This is a genomic window from Streptomyces sp. NPDC007088 (genome assembly GCF_042869355.1).
Taxonomy (GTDB): domain Bacteria; phylum Actinomycetota; class Actinomycetes; order Streptomycetales; family Streptomycetaceae; genus Streptomyces.
This window is the reverse complement of sequence record NZ_JBIAFO010000001.1, coordinates 305,546-322,603: the sequence shown is the minus strand read 5'-3', so window position 1 is coordinate 322,603 and position 17,058 is coordinate 305,546. Positions and strand designations below refer to the sequence as shown.

Annotated in this window: 15 protein-coding genes and 1 riboswitch; of the genes, 5 read left to right on the top strand and 10 right to left on the bottom strand. The window is 75.2% G+C overall.

Translation table 11 applies throughout. From position 1 onward, the window contains the following. Positions 1 to 70: 70 nt before the first annotated feature. From ACFYMP_RS01410 to thiO, 6 genes are all read right to left on the bottom strand, one after another. A complete protein-coding gene (locus tag ACFYMP_RS01410) occupies positions 71 to 973 on the bottom strand; it encodes a deoxyribonuclease IV (RefSeq protein ID WP_388848588.1) in 903 nt (300 codons plus the stop codon). Between the two features lie 84 nt (positions 974 to 1,057). After that, complete coding sequence (locus ACFYMP_RS01405) at positions 1,058 to 1,444, bottom strand: hypothetical protein (protein ID WP_388848585.1); 387 nt, start codon at positions 1,442 to 1,444, stop codon at positions 1,058 to 1,060. Between the two features lie 302 nt (positions 1,445 to 1,746). After that, positions 1,747 to 3,738 carry a Stk1 family PASTA domain-containing Ser/Thr kinase gene (gene pknB, locus ACFYMP_RS01400; RefSeq protein WP_388848582.1) on the bottom strand — a complete coding sequence of 664 codons (1,992 nt, stop codon included), beginning with the start codon at positions 3,736 to 3,738 and terminating at the stop codon, positions 1,747 to 1,749. Positions 3,739 to 3,861: 123 nt separating this feature from the next. Next, positions 3,862 to 4,656, bottom strand: a complete 795-nt coding sequence (locus ACFYMP_RS01395; RefSeq protein ID WP_388848579.1) for a thiazole synthase — start codon at positions 4,654 to 4,656, stop codon at positions 3,862 to 3,864. A 4-nt stretch (positions 4,657 to 4,660) separates the two neighbouring features. Continuing rightward, positions 4,661 to 4,885, bottom strand: a complete 225-nt coding sequence (thiS, locus tag ACFYMP_RS01390; protein ID WP_388848576.1) for a sulfur carrier protein ThiS — start codon at positions 4,883 to 4,885, stop codon at positions 4,661 to 4,663. Further along, a complete protein-coding gene (gene thiO, locus ACFYMP_RS01385) occupies positions 4,882 to 6,114 on the bottom strand; it encodes a glycine oxidase ThiO (protein ID WP_388849537.1) in 1,233 nt (410 codons plus the stop codon). The genes thiS and thiO overlap by 4 nt, the downstream gene beginning before the upstream one ends. After that, positions 6,112 to 6,224, bottom strand: a riboswitch (TPP riboswitch). (Overlaps the previous gene by 3 nt.) Positions 6,225 to 6,408: 184 nt before the next feature. On the opposite strand from thiO, the gene ACFYMP_RS01380 reads away from it, so the two are divergent. The 5 genes from ACFYMP_RS01380 (at position 6,409) to ACFYMP_RS01360 (ending at position 11,154) form a co-directional block, all read left to right on the top strand. After that, the gene (locus ACFYMP_RS01380; protein ID WP_388849534.1) at positions 6,409 to 7,572 is read left to right on the top strand and encodes an NAD(P)/FAD-dependent oxidoreductase; all 1,164 of its coding nucleotides are present in this window, start codon (positions 6,409 to 6,411) and stop codon (positions 7,570 to 7,572) included. Between the two features lie 81 nt (positions 7,573 to 7,653). Continuing rightward, positions 7,654 to 8,019 carry an Rv2175c family DNA-binding protein gene (locus ACFYMP_RS01375; RefSeq protein ID WP_388848573.1) on the top strand — a complete coding sequence of 122 codons (366 nt, stop codon included), beginning with the start codon at positions 7,654 to 7,656 and terminating at the stop codon, positions 8,017 to 8,019. Between the two features lie 116 nt (positions 8,020 to 8,135). Next, complete coding sequence (thiE, locus tag ACFYMP_RS01370; RefSeq protein ID WP_388848570.1) at positions 8,136 to 8,816, top strand: thiamine phosphate synthase; 681 nt, start codon at positions 8,136 to 8,138, stop codon at positions 8,814 to 8,816. A 283-nt stretch (positions 8,817 to 9,099) separates the two neighbouring features. Next, a complete protein-coding gene (gene metF, locus ACFYMP_RS01365; RefSeq protein ID WP_388848567.1) occupies positions 9,100 to 10,020 on the top strand; it encodes a methylenetetrahydrofolate reductase [NAD(P)H] in 921 nt (306 codons plus the stop codon). Positions 10,021 to 10,065: 45 nt separating this feature from the next. Next, on the top strand, positions 10,066 to 11,154 hold the full coding sequence (locus tag ACFYMP_RS01360; protein ID WP_388848565.1) for a hypothetical protein: 1,089 nt from the start codon (positions 10,066 to 10,068) through the stop codon (positions 11,152 to 11,154). 126 nt (positions 11,155 to 11,280) lie between these two features. Here the strand turns inward: ACFYMP_RS01360 and ACFYMP_RS01355 are convergent, their stop codons facing one another. From ACFYMP_RS01355 to ACFYMP_RS01340, 4 genes are all read right to left on the bottom strand, one after another. Beyond that, positions 11,281 to 12,777 carry a phytoene desaturase family protein gene (locus tag ACFYMP_RS01355; protein WP_388848562.1) on the bottom strand — a complete coding sequence of 499 codons (1,497 nt, stop codon included), beginning with the start codon at positions 12,775 to 12,777 and terminating at the stop codon, positions 11,281 to 11,283. 316 nt (positions 12,778 to 13,093) lie between these two features. Further along, the gene (locus ACFYMP_RS01350; protein WP_388848559.1) at positions 13,094 to 13,708 is read right to left on the bottom strand and encodes a TetR/AcrR family transcriptional regulator; all 615 of its coding nucleotides are present in this window, start codon (positions 13,706 to 13,708) and stop codon (positions 13,094 to 13,096) included. Between the two features lie 38 nt (positions 13,709 to 13,746). Beyond that, positions 13,747 to 15,897: a YhgE/Pip family protein gene (locus ACFYMP_RS01345; RefSeq protein WP_388848556.1), complete on the bottom strand. Its 2,151-nt coding sequence runs from the start codon at positions 15,895 to 15,897 to the stop codon at positions 13,747 to 13,749. Continuing rightward, the gene (locus tag ACFYMP_RS01340) at positions 15,869 to 16,651 is read right to left on the bottom strand and encodes an ATP-binding cassette domain-containing protein (protein ID WP_388849531.1); all 783 of its coding nucleotides are present in this window, start codon (positions 16,649 to 16,651) and stop codon (positions 15,869 to 15,871) included. The genes ACFYMP_RS01345 and ACFYMP_RS01340 overlap by 29 nt, the downstream gene beginning before the upstream one ends. Positions 16,652 to 17,058: the final 407 nt, after the last annotated feature.

Here is a 17,058-nt window from a genome sequence, read left to right as displayed (position 1 = left end):
GAGGGGGCCGACGGGCTGAGCGCCGGAGCCGGGCGGTCCGGAGCCGCCGGAACGTTCCCCGGTGGCCCTCTCAGCCGGCCGCCGCCCCGTCCCGCAGCGCCTTGAGCCGCGCGACGTCCACCGCGTGCCCCTCCTTGCCGCCGGGCGTCTCGATGACCAGCGGCACCCCGTCGGTCGCGGGGTGCGAGAAGAGTTCCGCGAAGGCGTCCTCACCGATGTGCCCGGCCCCGATGTTCTCGTGCCGGTCCTTGTGGGCGCCCACCACGTCCTTCGAGTCGTTCGCGTGGATCAGCCGCAGGCGGCCCTCACCCACCGCGTCCACCAGCAGGTCCAGGGTCTGCTTCGTGCCGCCGGGGCCCGCGAGGTCGTGACCGGCCGCGTAGACGTGGCACGTGTCGAGGCACACCCCGAGCCGGGGATGGGAGTCGAGCGCCGCGAAGTACGGGGCGAAGTCCCAGGTCCGCGCGCACAGCGAGGCGCCCTGACCGGCGGTGGACTCCAGCAGCAGGTACGGGTCGTCCTCGTGGGTCAGCTCGTCGAGCAGCGGCAGCAGCCGCTCGCGTACCTGCGCGAGCGCCACCTCGCGGGAGCGGCCGCCCGTCGCGGAGCCGGTGTGGACGACCACGCCGGGGGCGCCGATGGCCCGCGCCCGGCGCAGCGAGTGCCGCAGCGAGTGCACCGACTTCTCGGCCGTCGCCTCGGTGTGCGAGCCGAAGTTGATGAGGTACGGCGCGTGCACGTAGGCGACCAGCCCCCGCTCGGCACAGGCCGTACGGAACGCCTCGTCCTGACGCGGACTGCCCTCGGGGGTCGCCCAGCCGCGCGGATTGGCCACGAAGACCTGCACGGCCTCGGCGCCCAGCTCCTCGGCGTAGGGAATCCCGGTGGCGGCGAGCCCGCCGGCCACCGGGATGTGGCCGCCGACGGGGTTGCGGAGGGCGGACGCGGACCGCTGGGGGTTCTTACTGCTCACCGCTCCAGGGTGACACGCGCGCCGGCCGTCCGGAACGGGAGGTCCCGGCCTCCGGAACGGCAGGACCCGGCCGTCCGCCGCCCGCTACCCGAGGGCCGGAGCGCCCACCGACGAGGGGTCGCCCGCCGCCGGGCCCGGTGTCTCGGGGTCGCGCACCACCGGCGTGCCCTCGGAGATCTGGCCGGGCGGGATGTCCGCGCCCTCGGCGATGCACTCGGGGGCCCGGTCGCGTCCCTCCGCGACGGCGAGGTCGCACGCCTCGGCGCGCTCCTGCTCGATCGTCATGGCGGCCGACCGCTTGCCGTCCGGCCTGTCGGCCTTGCCGCCGGACCGCCCGTCCGCCGCCGGGCTCGCCGAGGCGGCCGGCCGGTGGGAGGACGGGGGAGCGGGGTCCTCGGTCGTCGAGGAACAGGCGGACGCGGAGGCCGCGACCAGCAGCGCGGCCGAGACCGCGAGGACACGCACACGCATCACAGGCCCCCAGGAGGCAGAAGCAGAAGGAGAGAAGTGCAGTCTGCACGAGCGGCCGGGGCGAGGTATGGACTTCCGGTGAAGCGTTCGGGCGATTCGCGAAGCGGGTGCCGCTCCGCGCCGGGAGCCCCGGCGCGGAGGCGGAGAGCGCTCTCTGCCCCCGCTCCCCGCCGCGAGCGCCGGCCGTCCCCCGCGCGCCCGCTCCACCGCGTCCGGATCGCCATCGCCGGGGAGGGCCGCCAGGACGGCCCGGGAGCGTGTCACCGCGTCCCGGACGCCCGTGTGCGGCGCCCGGGAACGGGTCACCGCACCCGGATCGTCACCGTGCTGCCCCGGGGGGCCTCGTCGCCGCCGTCCGTGGACTGGTCCCAGACCGTGTCGCCGAGGAACCAGCGGGAGACCTTGACCTTGAAGCCCTTCGCCTCCAGCACCTTCTTCGCCTCGTCGGCGTGCTTTCCCCCCACGTCCGGAACCTCGACCAGATCGGGGCCCTTGGAGAGGGTGAGCGTCACCTTGTCGCCCTCCGCGCGGACCGAGTCCGCGCGCGGGGACTGCCCGGCGACGGAGCCCTCGTCCTCGTCGGAGAAGACCCGGCGCCCGGCCACCGAGACGTCGAGGCCCGCGTCCTCCAGCTCCTCACGGGCCTCGTCCCGCGGCATCCCGCTCACGTCGGGGACGTGCACCGGGGCGCCCTTGCTGAGCGTCAGCGCCACCGTCGTCCCGGCCTTGCGGCGCTCGCCCCGGCCCGGTTCGGTGCGGGTCACGGCGCCCTTCGGGGACTCCTCGCTGAACGCCTTCGTCACCATGCCCGGCGCGAGCCCCGCCTCACGCAGCGCCGCCCGCGCCTCGCCCAGCGTCTTCCCGCGCAGGTCCGGCACGTCGACCATGCGCGGACCCCGCGACACGGTCAGCTTGACCCCGCCGTGGTCGCGGATACGCTCACCCGCCCCCGGGTCCGTCCGGATGACGGTGCCGCGCTCCTCGGTGGCGCTGTACTCCTGCTCGACCGACTTGACCTCCAGGCCCTCGTCGGCGAGCCGGCGCTCCGCCTGCTCCCGGGTCTTCGACAGCAGCGGCGGCACCTGGGTGAACTGGCCCGCGTTGACGTACCAGACGCCCGCGCCCACGCACAGCACCACCACGAGGGCCAGGAGCGCCGCCCACAGCCCGCGCCGGGGCCGCCACCGCGCGCCGCCGCGAGCGGGCCCGCCCGCCACGGGCGGCGGCGGGGACGGCAGGACGCTCGTGCGGTGCACCCCGTCGTCACCGCCGGGGGGACCGCCGGGGACCGCGTCGACCGGCCCGGCACCCGAGGGCGGCGGCGGGAGCCGCACCTCCCGGGGGACGGTCACCGAGCGGGGGATGACGCTCGTGCGGTCGGCCGCGTTGTCGTGCCGCTCCTGCTCGCGGGCGAGCGGCGGCACCAGATCGAGCTGCGCCGCGCTCAGGCCCGGCACGGCCGAGCGGACGTCGGCGAGCATCGCCACCGCGTCCTGCGGGCGCAGCCGGGGATCGCGGGCCGTCGCCGCCACGACCAGCTCGTCGAGGGCCGGGGCGAGCCCCGGGACCTCCGCGGAGGGGGGCGGGACGTCGTGGTTGAGGTGCTGGTGCAGGACCTGGGCCGCGTTGTCGCCGACGTACGGCTTGAGGCCGGTCAGCATCTCGAACAGCATGATCCCGCAGGCGTACACGTCGGCCCGCTGGTCGACCGCGCCGTCGTCGATCTGCTCGGGCGCCAGGTAGGACACCGTGCCGAGCACCGTCTCGGTGCTCTGCGAGGCGGTGCCCACCGCGCGCACCAGACCGAAGTCCGCGACCTTGACCCGACCGTCGTCCCCTATCAGGACGTTCTCCGGCTTCATGTCCCGGTGCACGAGACCCGCCCGGTGCGCGGCGCCCAGCGCGGCGAGCACCGGCTCCAGGACGTCCAGGGTCGCCCGGGGCGACAGCGCGCCCCGCTCACGCAGCACGTCCCGCAGGGTGCAGCCCGCGACGTACTCCATCGCGAGATACACGTACGCGCCCTGCGCGCCCTGGTCGAAGACGCCCACCACGTTGGGGTGGGCGAGCCGCGCGACCGCCTTCGCCTCCCGGATGAAGCGCTCCACGAAGGAGGCGTCGGTCGCCAGTGACGGGTGCATGACCTTGAGCGCGACCACCCGGTCCAGTCGCAGATCGACCGCCCGGTAGACGGTCGCCATGCCCCCGTGGGCGATCAGCGCGTCGACGCGGTAGCGCCCGTCCAGGACATGTCCGACGAGCGGCGCGTGCTGGTCTACTGGCCTCGTGTCCACGCGGGCGAGTCTACGAGCCGGCGACCGCGCCCCCGCCCGCCAGGAAGAACCCGGGACCGAGCTGCTGCCGAGCTGTGACAGGCGCGGGGCGTACGCGTGTGCCGCGGGTCACGCGAGAGGGGGTCAGAAGGCCGGGCGTTCCGGGTCCAGCCGGGCCTGCCCCCGCGAGGGTGAGGACGCCTCGGCGTGATGGCGGCGCGGGATGCGGCCCGCGCGGTGGGCGAGCCGGCCCGCCTCGACCGCGTGCCGCATCGCCGCCGCCATCAGTTCCGGCTCGCGCGCCCGCGTCACCGCCGAGGCCAGCATCACCGCCGAGCAGCCCAGCTCCATCGCGAAGGCCGCGTCCGAGGCGGTGCCCGCCCCCGCGTCCAGGATCACCGGGACCGTGGCGCGCTCCGTGATGAGCTGGAAGTTGTGCGGATTGCGGATGCCGAGCCCCGAGCCGATCGGCGAGCCCAGCGGCATGACCGCCGCGCAGCCCACGTCCTGCAACTTGCGGGCCAGCACCGGATCGTCGTTGGTGTACGGCAGGACCGTGAAGCCGTCGTCCACGAGGATCTCGGCCGCGTCCAGCAGCTCCACCGGATCGGGCAGCAGGGTCCGCTCGTCGGCGATGACCTCCAGCTTCACGAGGTCGGTGCCCAGCGCCTCGCGGGCCAGCCGGGCGGTGAGCACCGCCTCGCCCGCCGTGTAGCAGCCGGCCGTGTTCGGCAGGACGCGGATGCCGAGCCGCTCCAGCACCGAGAGCACCGAGCCCTGCGTGCCCGGGTCGAGACGCCGCATCGCGACGGTGGTCAGCTCGGTGCCCGAGGCGAGCAGCGAGCGTTCGAGCACGTCGAGGCTGGGTGCCCCTCCGGTGCCCATGATGAGCCGCGAGGCGTACGTCGCCCCGCCCAGCAGCAGTGGATCGTCGGCCACGGTGTCAGCCTCCCTGTACGGCGGTGAGGATCTCGACGCGGTCTCCCTCGGCGAGCGCGGTGCTCGCCCACCGCCCGCGCGGCACGACGCTCTCGTTGACGGCGGCCGCCACCCCGGACGGGGCCCGGGTCAGTTCGCCGACGAGGGCCGCCAGCGTCGTACCGGCGGCGACGGTGCGCTCGGCGCCGTTGACCCTCAAGGTCAGGTCGAGGTCGAGGGGTGCGGTCATGCGGACAGCTCCTGGGGAAGGGCCGGTCGGGGGGCGGGGCTGTGCGAGGGCCCCTCGAAACGGCGGGGACTGAAGGCGCGGGCCGCCTCCGGGAGTTCCCCGTGCGTGAGGGCGTACGCCATGACCTCGCCGGTCTCCGGGGCGAGCAGGACCCCGTTGCGGTAGTGCCCGGTCGCGAGGTGCAGTCCGGGCAGCGCGGTCGGGCCGAGCAGCGGGGCGTTGTCGGGGGAGGCCGGGCGCAGACCGGCGCGGCTCTCGGCCAGCGGCAGTTCGGTCAGTCCGGGCACCAGCTCGTGGGCGTCGCGCAGCAGTTCGTACACCCCGCCCGCGGTGACCGTCGTGTCGAAGCCCTGCTCCTCGCTGGTCGCGCCGACCACGAGTTCACCGTTCTCGCGCGGCACCAGATAGACGCTGCCGCCGCGTACCACCGCGCGCACGGTCCGGCTCAGGAAGGGGCCGTACCCGGCCGGTACGGTCAGCCGCAGCACCTGGCCCTTGACGGGGCGCACCGGTACGGCGACCTCGGGCGGCACCCCGTCCAGCCGGCCGCTCTCGCAGCCCGCCGCGAGCACCGTCTGCCGCGCCGTCAGCTCCCCGCCGCCGGCCAGGAGGACGCCACGCGCCCGCCCGTCCTCGACGAGCAGCCGGGCGGCGCGCTCCCGGCGGAAGGCGACTCCGGCGCGCGCGCACGCGACCAGGAGCGCCGAGGAGAGCCGGCGCGGGTCGATCTGGTGGTCGCCCGCGACCCGCAGCCCGCCGCGCACCCCCGGGGCGAGCATCGGTTCGAGACGGCGGCACTCCCGCCCGCTCAGCCACTGCGAGTCGAGCCCGCACCGCTCGTGCAGCGCGTGCAGCTCGCGCAGCTCGGCGCGGTCGTCGCCGTCCAGCGCGACCGCGAGCGTCCCGCACTCCCGGTAGCCGAGATCCTGCCCGCTCGCCTCGGTCAGCTCCGCCACGAAGGCGGGATACCGGCGCGCCGAGGCGAGGTTCAGCGCGAGCAGCGTCTCCTCGCCGTAGTGCAGTTCGGTGACGGCCGCGAGCATCCCCGCCGCTACCTGGGCCGCACCGCCCCCGGGCCAGGGGTCGGCCACCGTCACCCGCAGCCCGCCGCGCGCCGCGCGCCAGGCCGTGACGAGGCCGATGATCCCGCCGCCGACGACGAGCACGTCCGCCGGCGCCCCGGAGGACCGCGCCCAGGACGGAGCGGGGGCGGTGGACGGTGGAGGCATGGGCACGATGCCCCTCCCTTCGCCGGAATGACCCGGATCAGGTTCGGACGGTCGGAGGCCGCGCCAGCCTCCCTCTCAGCCCGGTCGGCCGGGCTCCCGTGGTGTCCCCGTCACCCTAGACCCGCCGCCGAGCCCGCCGTAAGCCCGCACCGGGCCGGGACCGGCGCCGCGGGCTGTGGGGGAGATCTCCCGCCCACCGCTCGTCCCCGGCCCCGGGGCCCGTCCTACAGTGACCGGGTGAGCGAGCAGAGGCAGAACGAGGCGGACAGACGCACGGTGATCGTCGGAGCGGGCATGGCCGGGGTGCGGACCGCCGTGGCCCTGCGCGAACAGGGATACGCCGGGCGGATTCTGCTCCTGGGCGCCGAGGCGCACGCCCCCTACGACCGCCCGCCGCTGTCCAAGGCCGTCCTGCTCGGCACCGCCGAGGACTCCGCGTTCGACGTCGACTTCGAGGCCCTCGGTGTCGAACTGCGCCTGGGCGTGCAGGTCCTCGCCCTGCGCGCCGCCGACCAGGAGATCGACACCCCGGACGGTCCGCTCGCCTACGACACCCTCGTCCTCGCCACCGGCGCGCAGCCGGTACGGCTGCCCGGCACCGCGGACCTGCCCGACGTGCACGAGCTGCGCACCCTCGACGACGTGCACCGCCTGCGCCAGGTGCTGGCGGCCCGGCACACCGTCGTCGTGGTCGGCGCCGGCTGGATCGGCGCCGAGTTCACCACCGCCGCACGCGAGGCGGGCTGCGCCGTGACCGTCGTCGAGGCGGCGGGACGCCCGCTCGCCGGTGCCCTGCCCGCCGAGGTCGCCGCCCCGATGGCCGACTGGTACGCGCGGGCCGGAGCCGTCCTGCGCACCGGCGCCCGCGTCGCGGCGGTCGAGGACGGAGCGGTGGTCCTGGAGGACGGCGAACGCCTGCCCGCCGACGCCGTCGTCGTCGGTGTCGGGGCCCGCCCCGCGACCGGCTGGCTCGCCGGCTCCGGCGTCGACCTCGCCCCCGACGGCTCCGTCCTCGCCGACGAGCACCTGCGCACCTCCCTGCCCGGGGTGTACGCGGTCGGGGACTGCGCCTCCTTCCCCTCCCGCCGCTACGGGCGCCGCCTCCTCGTCCACCACTGGGACAACGCCCTCCAGGGGCCGCACACGGTGGCCGCCGGCATCGCGGGCGAGGAGGCCGGCCCCTACGACCCCGTCCCGTACTTCTGGTCCGAGCAGTTCGGGCACTTCGTGCAGTACGCCGGACACCACGAACAGGCCGACACCACGGTGTGGCGCGGCGACCCCGCCACCACCGCGTACGCGGTGTGCTGGCTGCGCGAGGAACGGCTCGTCGCGGTCCTCGCCGTGGGCCGCCCCCGCGACCTCGCCCAGGGCCGCAAGCTCATCGCGGCCGGCGCGGCGATGGACCCCGGGGCGCTCGCCGACCCGGCCCGCCCGCTCAAGGCCGCCACCCGCTGACCAGGCCCTTTCCGCCGCCGCCGTCCCTCCTGGCGCCCTCCCGGCTACCGCCTGTCGGTCCGGGATGGCACGCTTGTCCCCGTGACCGAGATTGATGCCAAGACCGAAGCGCTCGTCAGCGAGTGGCTCACCCTTCCCGACATCGCCGAACGATTCGGCGTCGAGGTGACCCGGGTGCGGCAACTGGTGAAGGAAGGCCAGCTCATCGCCGTACGCCGCGGGGAGAACCGCGCCCTGCACGTGCCCGCCGCGCTCCTCGACGGCGACCACACCGTGAAGGGCCTCACCGGACTGCTCACGGTGCTGCGCGACGACGGCTTCGACGACGTGGAGATCCTGGAGTGGATGTTCACCCCCGACCCGACCCTGCCGGGCACCCCCGCCCAGGCACTGAGCGAGAATCGCGGCACGGAGGTGAAGCGCCGGGCCCAGGCGCTCGCCGTCTGAGCCGTACCGACAGCTGACGGCGGTGGTGTGCCGCCGCCTCTCACGCCGCACACGGGGCCGGGCGGGCCGGGTGAACCGGACCGCCCGGCCCACCGTTTCCCCGGGGGGACCGTCCCATGACCGCGCAGTCCGACACCGCCGCAGCCGCCCGGCGGGCTCTCGCCGACGCCCGTCTCTACCTGTGCGTCGACGCGCGCGAACGGCAGGGCGATCTGCCCGCCTTCCTCGACGCCGTGCTCGCCGGCGGCGTGGACATCGTCCAGTTGCGGGACAAGAACCTGGAGGCCGCCCAGGAACTGCGGGCCCTGGAGGTCTTCGCCGACGCGTGCCGCAGGCACGGCGCCCTCCTCGCGGTCAACGACCGGGCCGATGTCGCGCACGCCGCCGGCGCACCGGTCCTGCACCTGGGCCAGGACGACCTCCCGGTGGACGCCGCCCGCGCGATCCTCGGGCCCGGCACGCTGATCGGCCGCTCCACCCACTCCGAGGCGGAGGCCGCCGCGGCGGCCGTCCAGGACGGGACGGACTACTTCTGCACCGGGCCCTGCTGGCCCACCCCCACCAAGCCGGGCCGCCCCGCCCCCGGGCTCTCCCTCGTGCGGTACGCCGCCTCGCTCGGCACCACCCGGCCCTGGTTCGCGATCGGCGGCATCGACGCGGACAACCTCGACGAGGTGCTGGCCGCCGGCGCGCGCCGCGTCGTCGTGGTCCGGGCCCTGACCGAGGCCGAGGACCCGGGAGCCGCCGCCGCCCACCTCGCGCGGCGACTGCGCGAGAACGGGGACCGGGAGATCTGAGAGCGGAGGGGCGGGGCCGCCGGACCGGGGCCACGGGGAACTGAGGCTCCGGGGTTTTCGTGCACTGTGGCTCCATGTGGCTCCATGTGGCTCCATGTGGCTCCAGGGTCTTCGGGAGCTGAGACACGGGCCACTCCGGTCCCTCGCGATCCGCGCCCCGCACGCCTCCGGGACCGTCCCCGGCTGTCCACGACCGTCCGAGGCGTGGACAAGAAGTCCGCTTAACGGACAAAACCCCCAAGGAGGAGGCTGCCGGGGCCCGGCTCTGGCTACCCTTCCCGTTATGGCCCTCGGCACCGCATCCACCTGGACCTCCGACGCTTCGACCGTCCGTGACCTGCTCGCGAGCGGCAAACCGTCGTACTCCTTCGAGTTCTGGGCGCCGAAGACCGAGAAGGGCGAGCGCAACCTGTGGAACGCGCTGCGCCGCGTCGAGGCCGTCTCCCCGAGTTTCGTCTCCGTGACCTACGGCGCGGGCGGCACGACCCGTTCGGGCACCGTGCGCGCGACCCAGCGGATCGCGGAGGACACCACCCTGCTCCCGGTCGCCCATCTGACCGCCGTCTCGCACTCGGTCGCCGAGCTGCGCAATATGGTGGGCCAGTTCGCCGACGCCGGAATCCGCAACATCCTCGCCGTGCGCGGCGATCCGCCCGGTGACCCCATGGGCGACTGGGTGGCGCGCCCGGACGGCCTGCTGTACGCCGCCGAACTGGTGCGGCTCATCAAGGAATCGGGCAATTTCTGTGTAGGTGTGGCCGCCTTCCCGGAAATGCATCCGCGCTCCGAGGACTGGGACTCCGACGTGCGCCATTTCGTCGACAAGTGCCGGGCCGGGGCCGATTACGCGATCACCCAGATGTTCTTCGACCCCACCGCCTACCTGCGCCTTCGCGACCGGCTCGCCGCCGCGGGCTGTGACACCCCGATCATTCCCGAGGTCATGCCGGTCACCAGCGTCCGGCAACTGGAGAGACTCTCCTCGCTGAGCACCGCGCAGTTCCCCGACGAGGTGAAAGAACGCATGCTCGCCGCCAAAGACGACCCGGCGGCTGTACGCTCCTTGGGAATCGAGTTCGCCACGGAGTTCTGCGCGCGACTGCTCGCCGAAGGCGTGCCGGGTCTGCACTTCATCACGCTGAACAACTCCACGGCGACTCTGGAGATCCACGAGAATCTGGGCCTGCCCCACCACAGGCCCTGATCTGCCGAACCCGCGGCCCGGAGGCTGCCGGGGAGAGGGGCGTACATGGGCTGGGCGGTCCTCTATCTCGCTTTCGCCGTCGTGGCGTTGTGGCTGCTGGGGGAGGTGCTGCTCCAGTACAAGGCACGGCTGCGCTGGCGGCTGCTCGCCTTCGGCGGCTTCCTCCTCGTCGTCCTCGGCGTGCTGCTGCCCTCCGTCGTGGTCATCGCGCTGGGCGCGATCGCCTTCGCCACCGGGCAGACCCTCGTGACCCTGTCCTTCCGGCGCGGCTTCGCCGCCGGCTGGTCCCTCGGCGGCAAACCCGGGGCCAGCAAACGCCGCCGCGGCGGCGCGGGGCGCCCGACCCTGGAGGTCTCGGACCTGCGCCTGGAGAACGAGGGCGTCCAGGCGGCCCACGGGCCCGCACCGGCCGGCGGACAGGACGGCGGCCAGGACGCCTCGGGCGAGTTCGAGGGCACCGCGGTCCTCGAAGCCGTCCCCGCCGCCCCGGCCTCCACGCAGACGCCGCAGGCACAGTCCTACGCGGACACCTCGGAGTCCTTCGCCGCCTTCGGCCAGACGTCCGGGCACGAGTCCTTCTCCGCTTTCGGGGACGCGCCCGGCCACGCCCCCGCCACCGCCGCGTACGACACCGCCTCCCAGGCGGCGGCCTCCTACGACACCGGCTCCTTCGGCACCGCCTCCCCCTTCGGCGAGTCCTTCACCGCACCCCGGGGCGACACCGGGGACTACGCCTATGTCCCGTACGGCGGTTACGACACGGGCACGTACGCCCCCGGCGGGTACGGACCCGAGGCGGGGCAGGGCGAGGGCCGGCCCTGGGGCGCGGAACAGGCGCAGCACGGCTACGCGCAGCCCTATGCCGCGTACGGCGACCCCTACGCCACGGGCGCCCCGGGACAGCCCGCACAGGACCCGTACGCCACGGCGGCGGGCGCGCAGGGGTACGGGTACGGCTACCCGGCCGACGCGAACCCCGGCCCCGAGGCCACCTACGCCCCGGACACCCCGCCCGGGGGAGTCTGGGTCCCGCAGCAGCGCGCGGGTGACGAACCCGGGCAGCCCTACGTCCAGTACCCCGGCCAGACCGGCTACTGGGACGGCGGCGGCGACGGGCAGGGGCGGCAGTACTGAGGCCGCGGCTGGGGGCACGTGCCCTCACGCCGCGCCCCCTCACGCCGCGCCCCCTCACGCCGCGCCCCCTCATGCCGCGCCCCCTCATGCCGCGCGCCGGGCGGCCTCACCAAGAGGCCGCGCGCCTCAGTAGGAGCCCTTGAACTGCGGCCCCTCCACGATCAGTCCGGCCACCAGGGCGCCCGACATGCCCGCGTGCGGGAGGCCGCCGCCCGGGTGCGCCCAGCCGCCCACCGCGTACAGACCGGGCAGCGCCGTGGTGTTCGACGGGTACAGGAAACGGCCCCCGCCCGCCGCGAGGGACGGCGCCGGCACCGCGCCGCCCGGCGCCCCGGTCGCCTCCGCCGCGTCCTGCGGGGCGCGCGTCTCGTACCACAGCAGCCGCTCCCGCAGACCGGGCAGCGCCGCCTCCGCGCGCTCCAGCAGCCCCGCGACGTACGACTCGGGCACCCGCGCGCCGGCCGGGACCGTCAGGCTCAGCGTGACCGCCTCGTGCTCCGCGTCCGGCACCCGCGAGGCGTCGCCCGGACGCAGCACCGTCAGCGTCGGCGCGGGCGGCAGCGCGCCCGGCCCGTCGAAGAGGGCGCCCAACTCGGCCGCGCGGTCCGGGGTGTGCAGCACCGTGCGGACGGCGGCGCTCTCGGGGCGGGCGCCGCGCAGCGCCAGGAACACCAGGAGCCTGCTGCCGCCGCCGCGCCGCACGGGCACCCCGTCGGCCGGCCACGGGGAGCGGTTGGCGAGCAGCCGCTCCAGCACCTCGGGGGCCACCCCCGCCACCACGTGGTCCGCCTCGACGCGCGTGCCGTCCGCCGTCTCGATCCCGGCCGCCCGGCCGTCCTTCTCCAGGACCGCCGTCACCTCCGAGCCGAACACGAACTCCACCCGCCGCCGCACACACCGCTCGTGCAGCGCGCCCGCGAAGGCGCGCAAGCCCCCGCGCACCGCCCACACGCCGAAGGTCTGCTCGACGTACGGCAGGACCGCCGCGCTCGCCGGGACCGTGCGCGGATCGAGACCGGCGAGCAGCGCGTACTGCTCCAGCAGCGCCGCGAGCCGGGCGTCCCGCAGCTCCAGGGCACCGACCTCCGCGAGCGTGCTCGCGTGCCGCTCGCGGCGCAGCAGCCGCCGCACGCCGGGCGCCGGATAGGGCTCACGCTCGGCGAGCACCTGCCAGTTGGGCCACTGCGTCTCCTCCAGCAGCGGACGGCGCGACCGGTCCCACGCCTCACGCGCGCGGTCCATGAAGGCGGACCAGCGCGCCCCCGCGCCCGTGCCGAGCGCCGCGTCCAGCGCCTGGGCGACCCCGGCCCGCGAGGCGTTCGGCAGCGAGACAGTGGTGCCGTCCGCGAACTGGTGCGCGGCGGCCGGCTCGACCTGCTCCAGGGGGACCAGGGACTCCAGGGGCTCCTTGCCGGTCTTCAGGAACAGGTCGCGCTGCACGGCGGGCAGCGTCAGCAGACCGGGACCGGTGTCGAAACGGAAGCCCTCCCGCCTGAACTCTCCCAGCGCCCCGCCGTACGTCGCCGCGCGCTCGTGCACCACCACCCGGTGGCCCGCGACGGCCAGCCGGGCCGCCGCCGACATCGCGCCGAGACCCGCGCCGATCACCACAATCCGTGCCATGCCAGGGACTTTATCCGGCGCCCGCGACAGTCCGCCCCGCCCCTGCCGACCGCGCCCGCACCGGAGCGCCCACCGGACACCGCCCTGAGTACGGATACCTAGACGCAGGGATGAGTAGCCGCACGGATGGGCCGTGACCTGCGCGGACGGCAGAGTGTGGGGCGCGGGGGAAGGGCGCTCGCACCGGACCGCCGACACGGGGCGGCGGAACGGCGCGGTGCCCGGGGCGTCCGCGCGGACCGCGCGGCGCCCGCGGTCGTCCCGGCGGGTGAGCGCACACCGGTCACCCGCCGGGGACTCCGGCCCGCCTCCCCGCTCAGCCCAGGCGCCCGCTCACGCGGCCCTGGAGCAGCAGCGACAGGGCCGCGTGCACCTCGTCGAGCGAGCGCTCCGGCTGGAAGGACTGCCAGTCGAGGGCGGCGACCAGCACCATCCCGACGAGCGCCGCCGCCGTCAGCGGGATGTCGATCTCCGCGCTCAGCTCCCCGGCCTCCACGCCCTCGCTCAGCACCCGCTCCACGACCGCGACCGCCTCCTGCCGCACCACCAGCAGCGTCGACTGCCAGGCCCGGTTGGTGCGCCACAACTCCGCGACGTACAGCTGGGTGAAGGCCGGATAGCGGTCGATGAAGACGAGCCCCGCGCGCACCATCGCGTCCAGCGCGCCGACGGTCGCCCCGCCCCGCTCCTTCGCCTCCCGCGCCGCCTCCCGCAGCGCCGTGGTGAGCAGGCCCACCCCGTGCCGCAGCAGCGCCTCGAACAGACCGGCCTTGCTCGTGAAGTTGTAGTAGACGGTGCCCTTGGCCACCCCGGCCCGCTCGGCGATCTCGTCGACCGTCGTGGCCGAGAAGCCCTGCTCGGCGATCAGGGTGACCGCCGCCTCGTAGAGCTTCTGCCGGGTGGCCTCGCGCCGTGCGCTGCTGCTGTCCATGCGGCTGATTCTCACAGGCGCCGCTGGCCCCGGCCGCCTCACAGGCTCAGCTCCGGGTGCAGCCGCTCCACCGTCCACACCTGACTGCGCCGCGCCCGCCACACGGTGAGGGCGAGCGCCCCCGCCGTGAACGCGGACAGCACCGCGCAGGCCGTCCACACCGGACCCAGGCCACCGCCCGTGATCAGCCGCCGCAGCGCCTCCACGACGTAGCTCATCGGCAGGAAGGGGTGCAGCGCGTTGAAGAAGGCGGGGCTCGTCTGCACCGGGTAGGTACCGCCGGCCGAGGTGAGCTGGAGCATCAGCAGCGCCAGCACCAGGATGCGCCCGGCCGCCCCGAACTGGGCGTTGAGCCACTGCACGATCGCCGCGAAGCACGCCGTGACCAGGCACAGGAAGCCGATCGTGCCCGCCGCGCACAGCATCTGGAGTCCGATCGCCCAGTGCAGTACCGCCATCAGCGCCCCCACCTGCGCGAAACCGAGCACGACGACCGGCAGCCAGCCCGCGAGCGCGGCCCGTAGCGCCGGGGTGCCGCTCGCCAGGGCCCGGCGGTTGAGCGGGGCGATCAGCATGTACGCGACCATCGCCCCGACCCACAGCGCGAGCGGGATGAAGTACGGGGCGAAACCCGTGCCGTAGTTCGGCGCGCGGTGCAGGGACTGCGAGGCCAGCCGCACCGGGTCGGACATCGCGTCCGTGTGCCGGTCCCGGTCGTCCTTGTCGTAGTCCGGGATCTTCCCGACCCCGTCGTGGAGGCCGTTCGCGAGGGTGCCCGAGCCGTCCGCGAGCTTGAAGAGACCGCCGTCCAGATCCGTGGCGCCCGTCTCCAGCCGGCCCACGCCCCGGTCCAGGGTGTCCGCCCCGTCACCCGCCTTCGTGAGCCCCCGGCGCAGTGTCGCGGCCCCCTTGGCGACCTGCTGGGCCCCCGAGTTCAGCTTGTCGATCCTCGCGACGGCCGAGTCCAGGTCCTCGTCCAGGTGCGGGGCGTGCCGCTCCAGCTCCCGCGCCTGCTTCTGGAGCGTCGCGAGCTGCCCGTCGAGCTTCGAGAAGTCCCCCTTCCGGTCGCCCACCACCCCGTTCAGGCCGGTGGCGATCCGGGAGACCTCGGCCGCCGCGTCCTTCGCCTTCCGCAGCTCGGGACAGGCCGCGTCCGGGCCGGACGACGCGGTGGGGGAGGGCGGTGTGGACGACGTGGGTGCGGGCGTGGCCGCCGGCCGCGTCCGGACACCGGGCCCGCACCGGTCCGCGTACACCGAGGCGAGGGTGTCCGAGGCGGTGCGCGCGGCCTCGGCGGCCTTGGGCGCCTCCTTCGTCAGCGTCCCCAGGTGGGAGCGGACCACGCCCGCCCCGTCGGCCACCAGCCGCGCCGAGTCCGCGATCGTGCCCTCGTTGTCCTTGAGGAAGGGCCGTACGGTGTCGGCGACCCCGCCGACCTTGCCCGCGAGCCGGCCCGTCCCGTCGGCGACCTGCCCCGAACCGCTCTCCAGCGCCTGAGCGCCCTTCGTCAGCCGGCTGAGACCGCCCGCGAGGTCGCTGCTCCCGTCCTTCGCGTCCGAGAGGCCGGAGACCAGCTCCCCGGCCCCCTTCTTCGCCCGGTCCGTGCCGTCCTTGACCCGGTCCGCGCCGTCGGCCGCCTTCGCGGTCTTGTCGTGCAGGTCGGAGAACGAGACGAAGATGCGGTCCAGGAAGGAGCGGGTCGCCCGCGTCGAGGCCGCCGAGCGCACCTCGGAGAACACCGTGCGGGAGATCTGCCCGACGATGTAGTTGTTCGCGTCGTTGGTCCGCACCTGAAGGGCCCCGGTCGAGGGCGACTCGCCGGCGTCCGAGGCGATCCTGCGGCTCAAGTCCCCGGGCAGCGTCAGCGACAGGTAGTACCTGCCGCTCTCCACGCCCTCCCTGGCCTCGCGCGCGTCCACCTCGTGCCACTCGAAGGTGTCGCTGTCGCGCAGCCCCTTCACGATCTGCCGCCCGGCCTCGACCTTCTGCCCCTTCGCCCGCGCCCCCGTGTCGTCGTTGACGAGCGCCACCGGGATCTTGTCGAGCCTGCCGTAGGGGTCCCAGAAGGACCACAGGTACAGCGCCCCGTAGAGCAGCGGCAGCAGCAGGAGCGCGACGAGCGCCGCGCGGGGCAGCCGGCCCCGCCCGAACCGCTTCAGCTCAAGCGCGGCGAGTCGTGGCGAGCGCATCGCTGTCCTGCCCTTCGTCGTCGCCGTCGTGGTCCTCGCCCTCGCGCGCGGACCCCTCCCCGGACGCGGCGGGCTCCCCGGAGCCGTCCGGGTACGGGGCGCCCGTGCGCAGGACGAGCGCGTCCGCCGGGGCCTCGCTGCACACCGCGAGCACCGTCGTCCCGTCTCGTGCGAGGCCCCGCAGCAGCTCCCAGACCTCGGCGCGTCCGGCGTCCGACAGCTTCAGGTCCACGTCGTCCAGCGCGAGGAGCCGGGGCCGGCCGAACAGCGCCAGCGCCAGCGCCAGGCGCAGCGCCTCGACGCGTTCCAGATCCCGTACGGCGGTCCGCGCGCCCTTCGGGAGCGTGCCGAGGTCCAGTCCGGCCGCCGCCAGGCACTCCCCGGCCCTCGCCCGCACCGCCGCGCGCCGGCGGCCGGGCCGCAGCCGGTCCGTGCCCACGAGGCCCGGCGAGGCCCCGAACCGCCGCTCCAGCAGCGCCCGCTCGCGCAGGTGCTCGGCCACCGTGAGCGCCGGGTCCAGCTCGCTGACCCCCTGCACCGGTCCGAGCGCGCTGATCCGGCGCACCGCCGCGAGCCGTCCGGGCAGCGGGTGCCCGCCGACCCGGGCGTCGCCCTCGGAGGTGCGCATACGGCCGGTGAGCGCGAGCAGGAGACAGGTACGGCCACTGCCCGACGGGCCCTCGACCGCGACCAGGGAGCCCGCGGCGGCGTCCAGCCACAGCCCCCGGAACACCCAGCCGCGCGGCCCCTTCATCCCGAGGCCGCGCAGGAGGAGCGAGGCGCCGCGCGCCCGCCCCCGGGGCGTGTGCTCCGCGTCCACGGCGGGAGCGTCACCCGCGAGATCCCGTCCGGGCGCCGCTTCCGGCCCGTCCACCGCGCTTCCGGTGCGCTCGGCGGTCCCGGTGCCCTTGGTGATCCCGGTGGTCTCGGTGCTCTTGTCACCGTTCATGGCTCGGCTCCCCGCCCCCGCTCGCGTTCCGTCGTCTGTTTTTGTGCTGACCGGTCAGTTCAAAAGTATGCGCACGGCTGTGCGGTTCCCTGGCCACCGGGTCCCCGGAAAGAGGGAAACGTCCAGGTCGGGACGGATTGTCAGTGGCGTACTTCACGATGGGGGCACCAGGGACAGGAAGGGCACCGGCGGCCCCGCGCCGCCACCGCTCG

Coding starts and splice junctions, on each gene's coding strand:
- metF (WP_388848567.1), top strand. CDS start 9,100: ATGGCCCTCGGCACCGCATCCACCTGGACCTCCGACGCTTCGACCGTC.
- ACFYMP_RS01405 (WP_388848585.1), bottom strand. CDS start 1,444: ATGCGTGTGCGTGTCCTCGCGGTCTCGGCCGCGCTGCTGGTCGCGGCC.
- ACFYMP_RS01350 (WP_388848559.1), bottom strand. CDS start 13,708: ATGGACAGCAGCAGCGCACGGCGCGAGGCCACCCGGCAGAAGCTCTAC.
- ACFYMP_RS01380 (WP_388849534.1), top strand. CDS start 6,409: ATGGCCGGGGTGCGGACCGCCGTGGCCCTGCGCGAACAGGGATACGCC.
- ACFYMP_RS01345 (WP_388848556.1), bottom strand. CDS start 15,897: ATGCGCTCGCCACGACTCGCCGCGCTTGAGCTGAAGCGGTTCGGGCGG.
- ACFYMP_RS01340 (WP_388849531.1), bottom strand. CDS start 16,651: ATGAAGGGGCCGCGCGGCTGGGTGTTCCGGGGGCTGTGGCTGGACGCC.
- thiO (WP_388849537.1), bottom strand. CDS start 6,114: ATGCCTCCACCGTCCACCGCCCCCGCTCCGTCCTGGGCGCGGTCCTCC.
- ACFYMP_RS01360 (WP_388848565.1), top strand. CDS start 10,066: ATGGGCTGGGCGGTCCTCTATCTCGCTTTCGCCGTCGTGGCGTTGTGG.
- thiS (WP_388848576.1), bottom strand. CDS start 4,885: ATGACCGCACCCCTCGACCTCGACCTGACCTTGAGGGTCAACGGCGCC.
- thiE (WP_388848570.1), top strand. CDS start 8,136: ATGACCGCGCAGTCCGACACCGCCGCAGCCGCCCGGCGGGCTCTCGCC.
- ACFYMP_RS01355 (WP_388848562.1), bottom strand. CDS start 12,777: ATGGCACGGATTGTGGTGATCGGCGCGGGTCTCGGCGCGATGTCGGCG.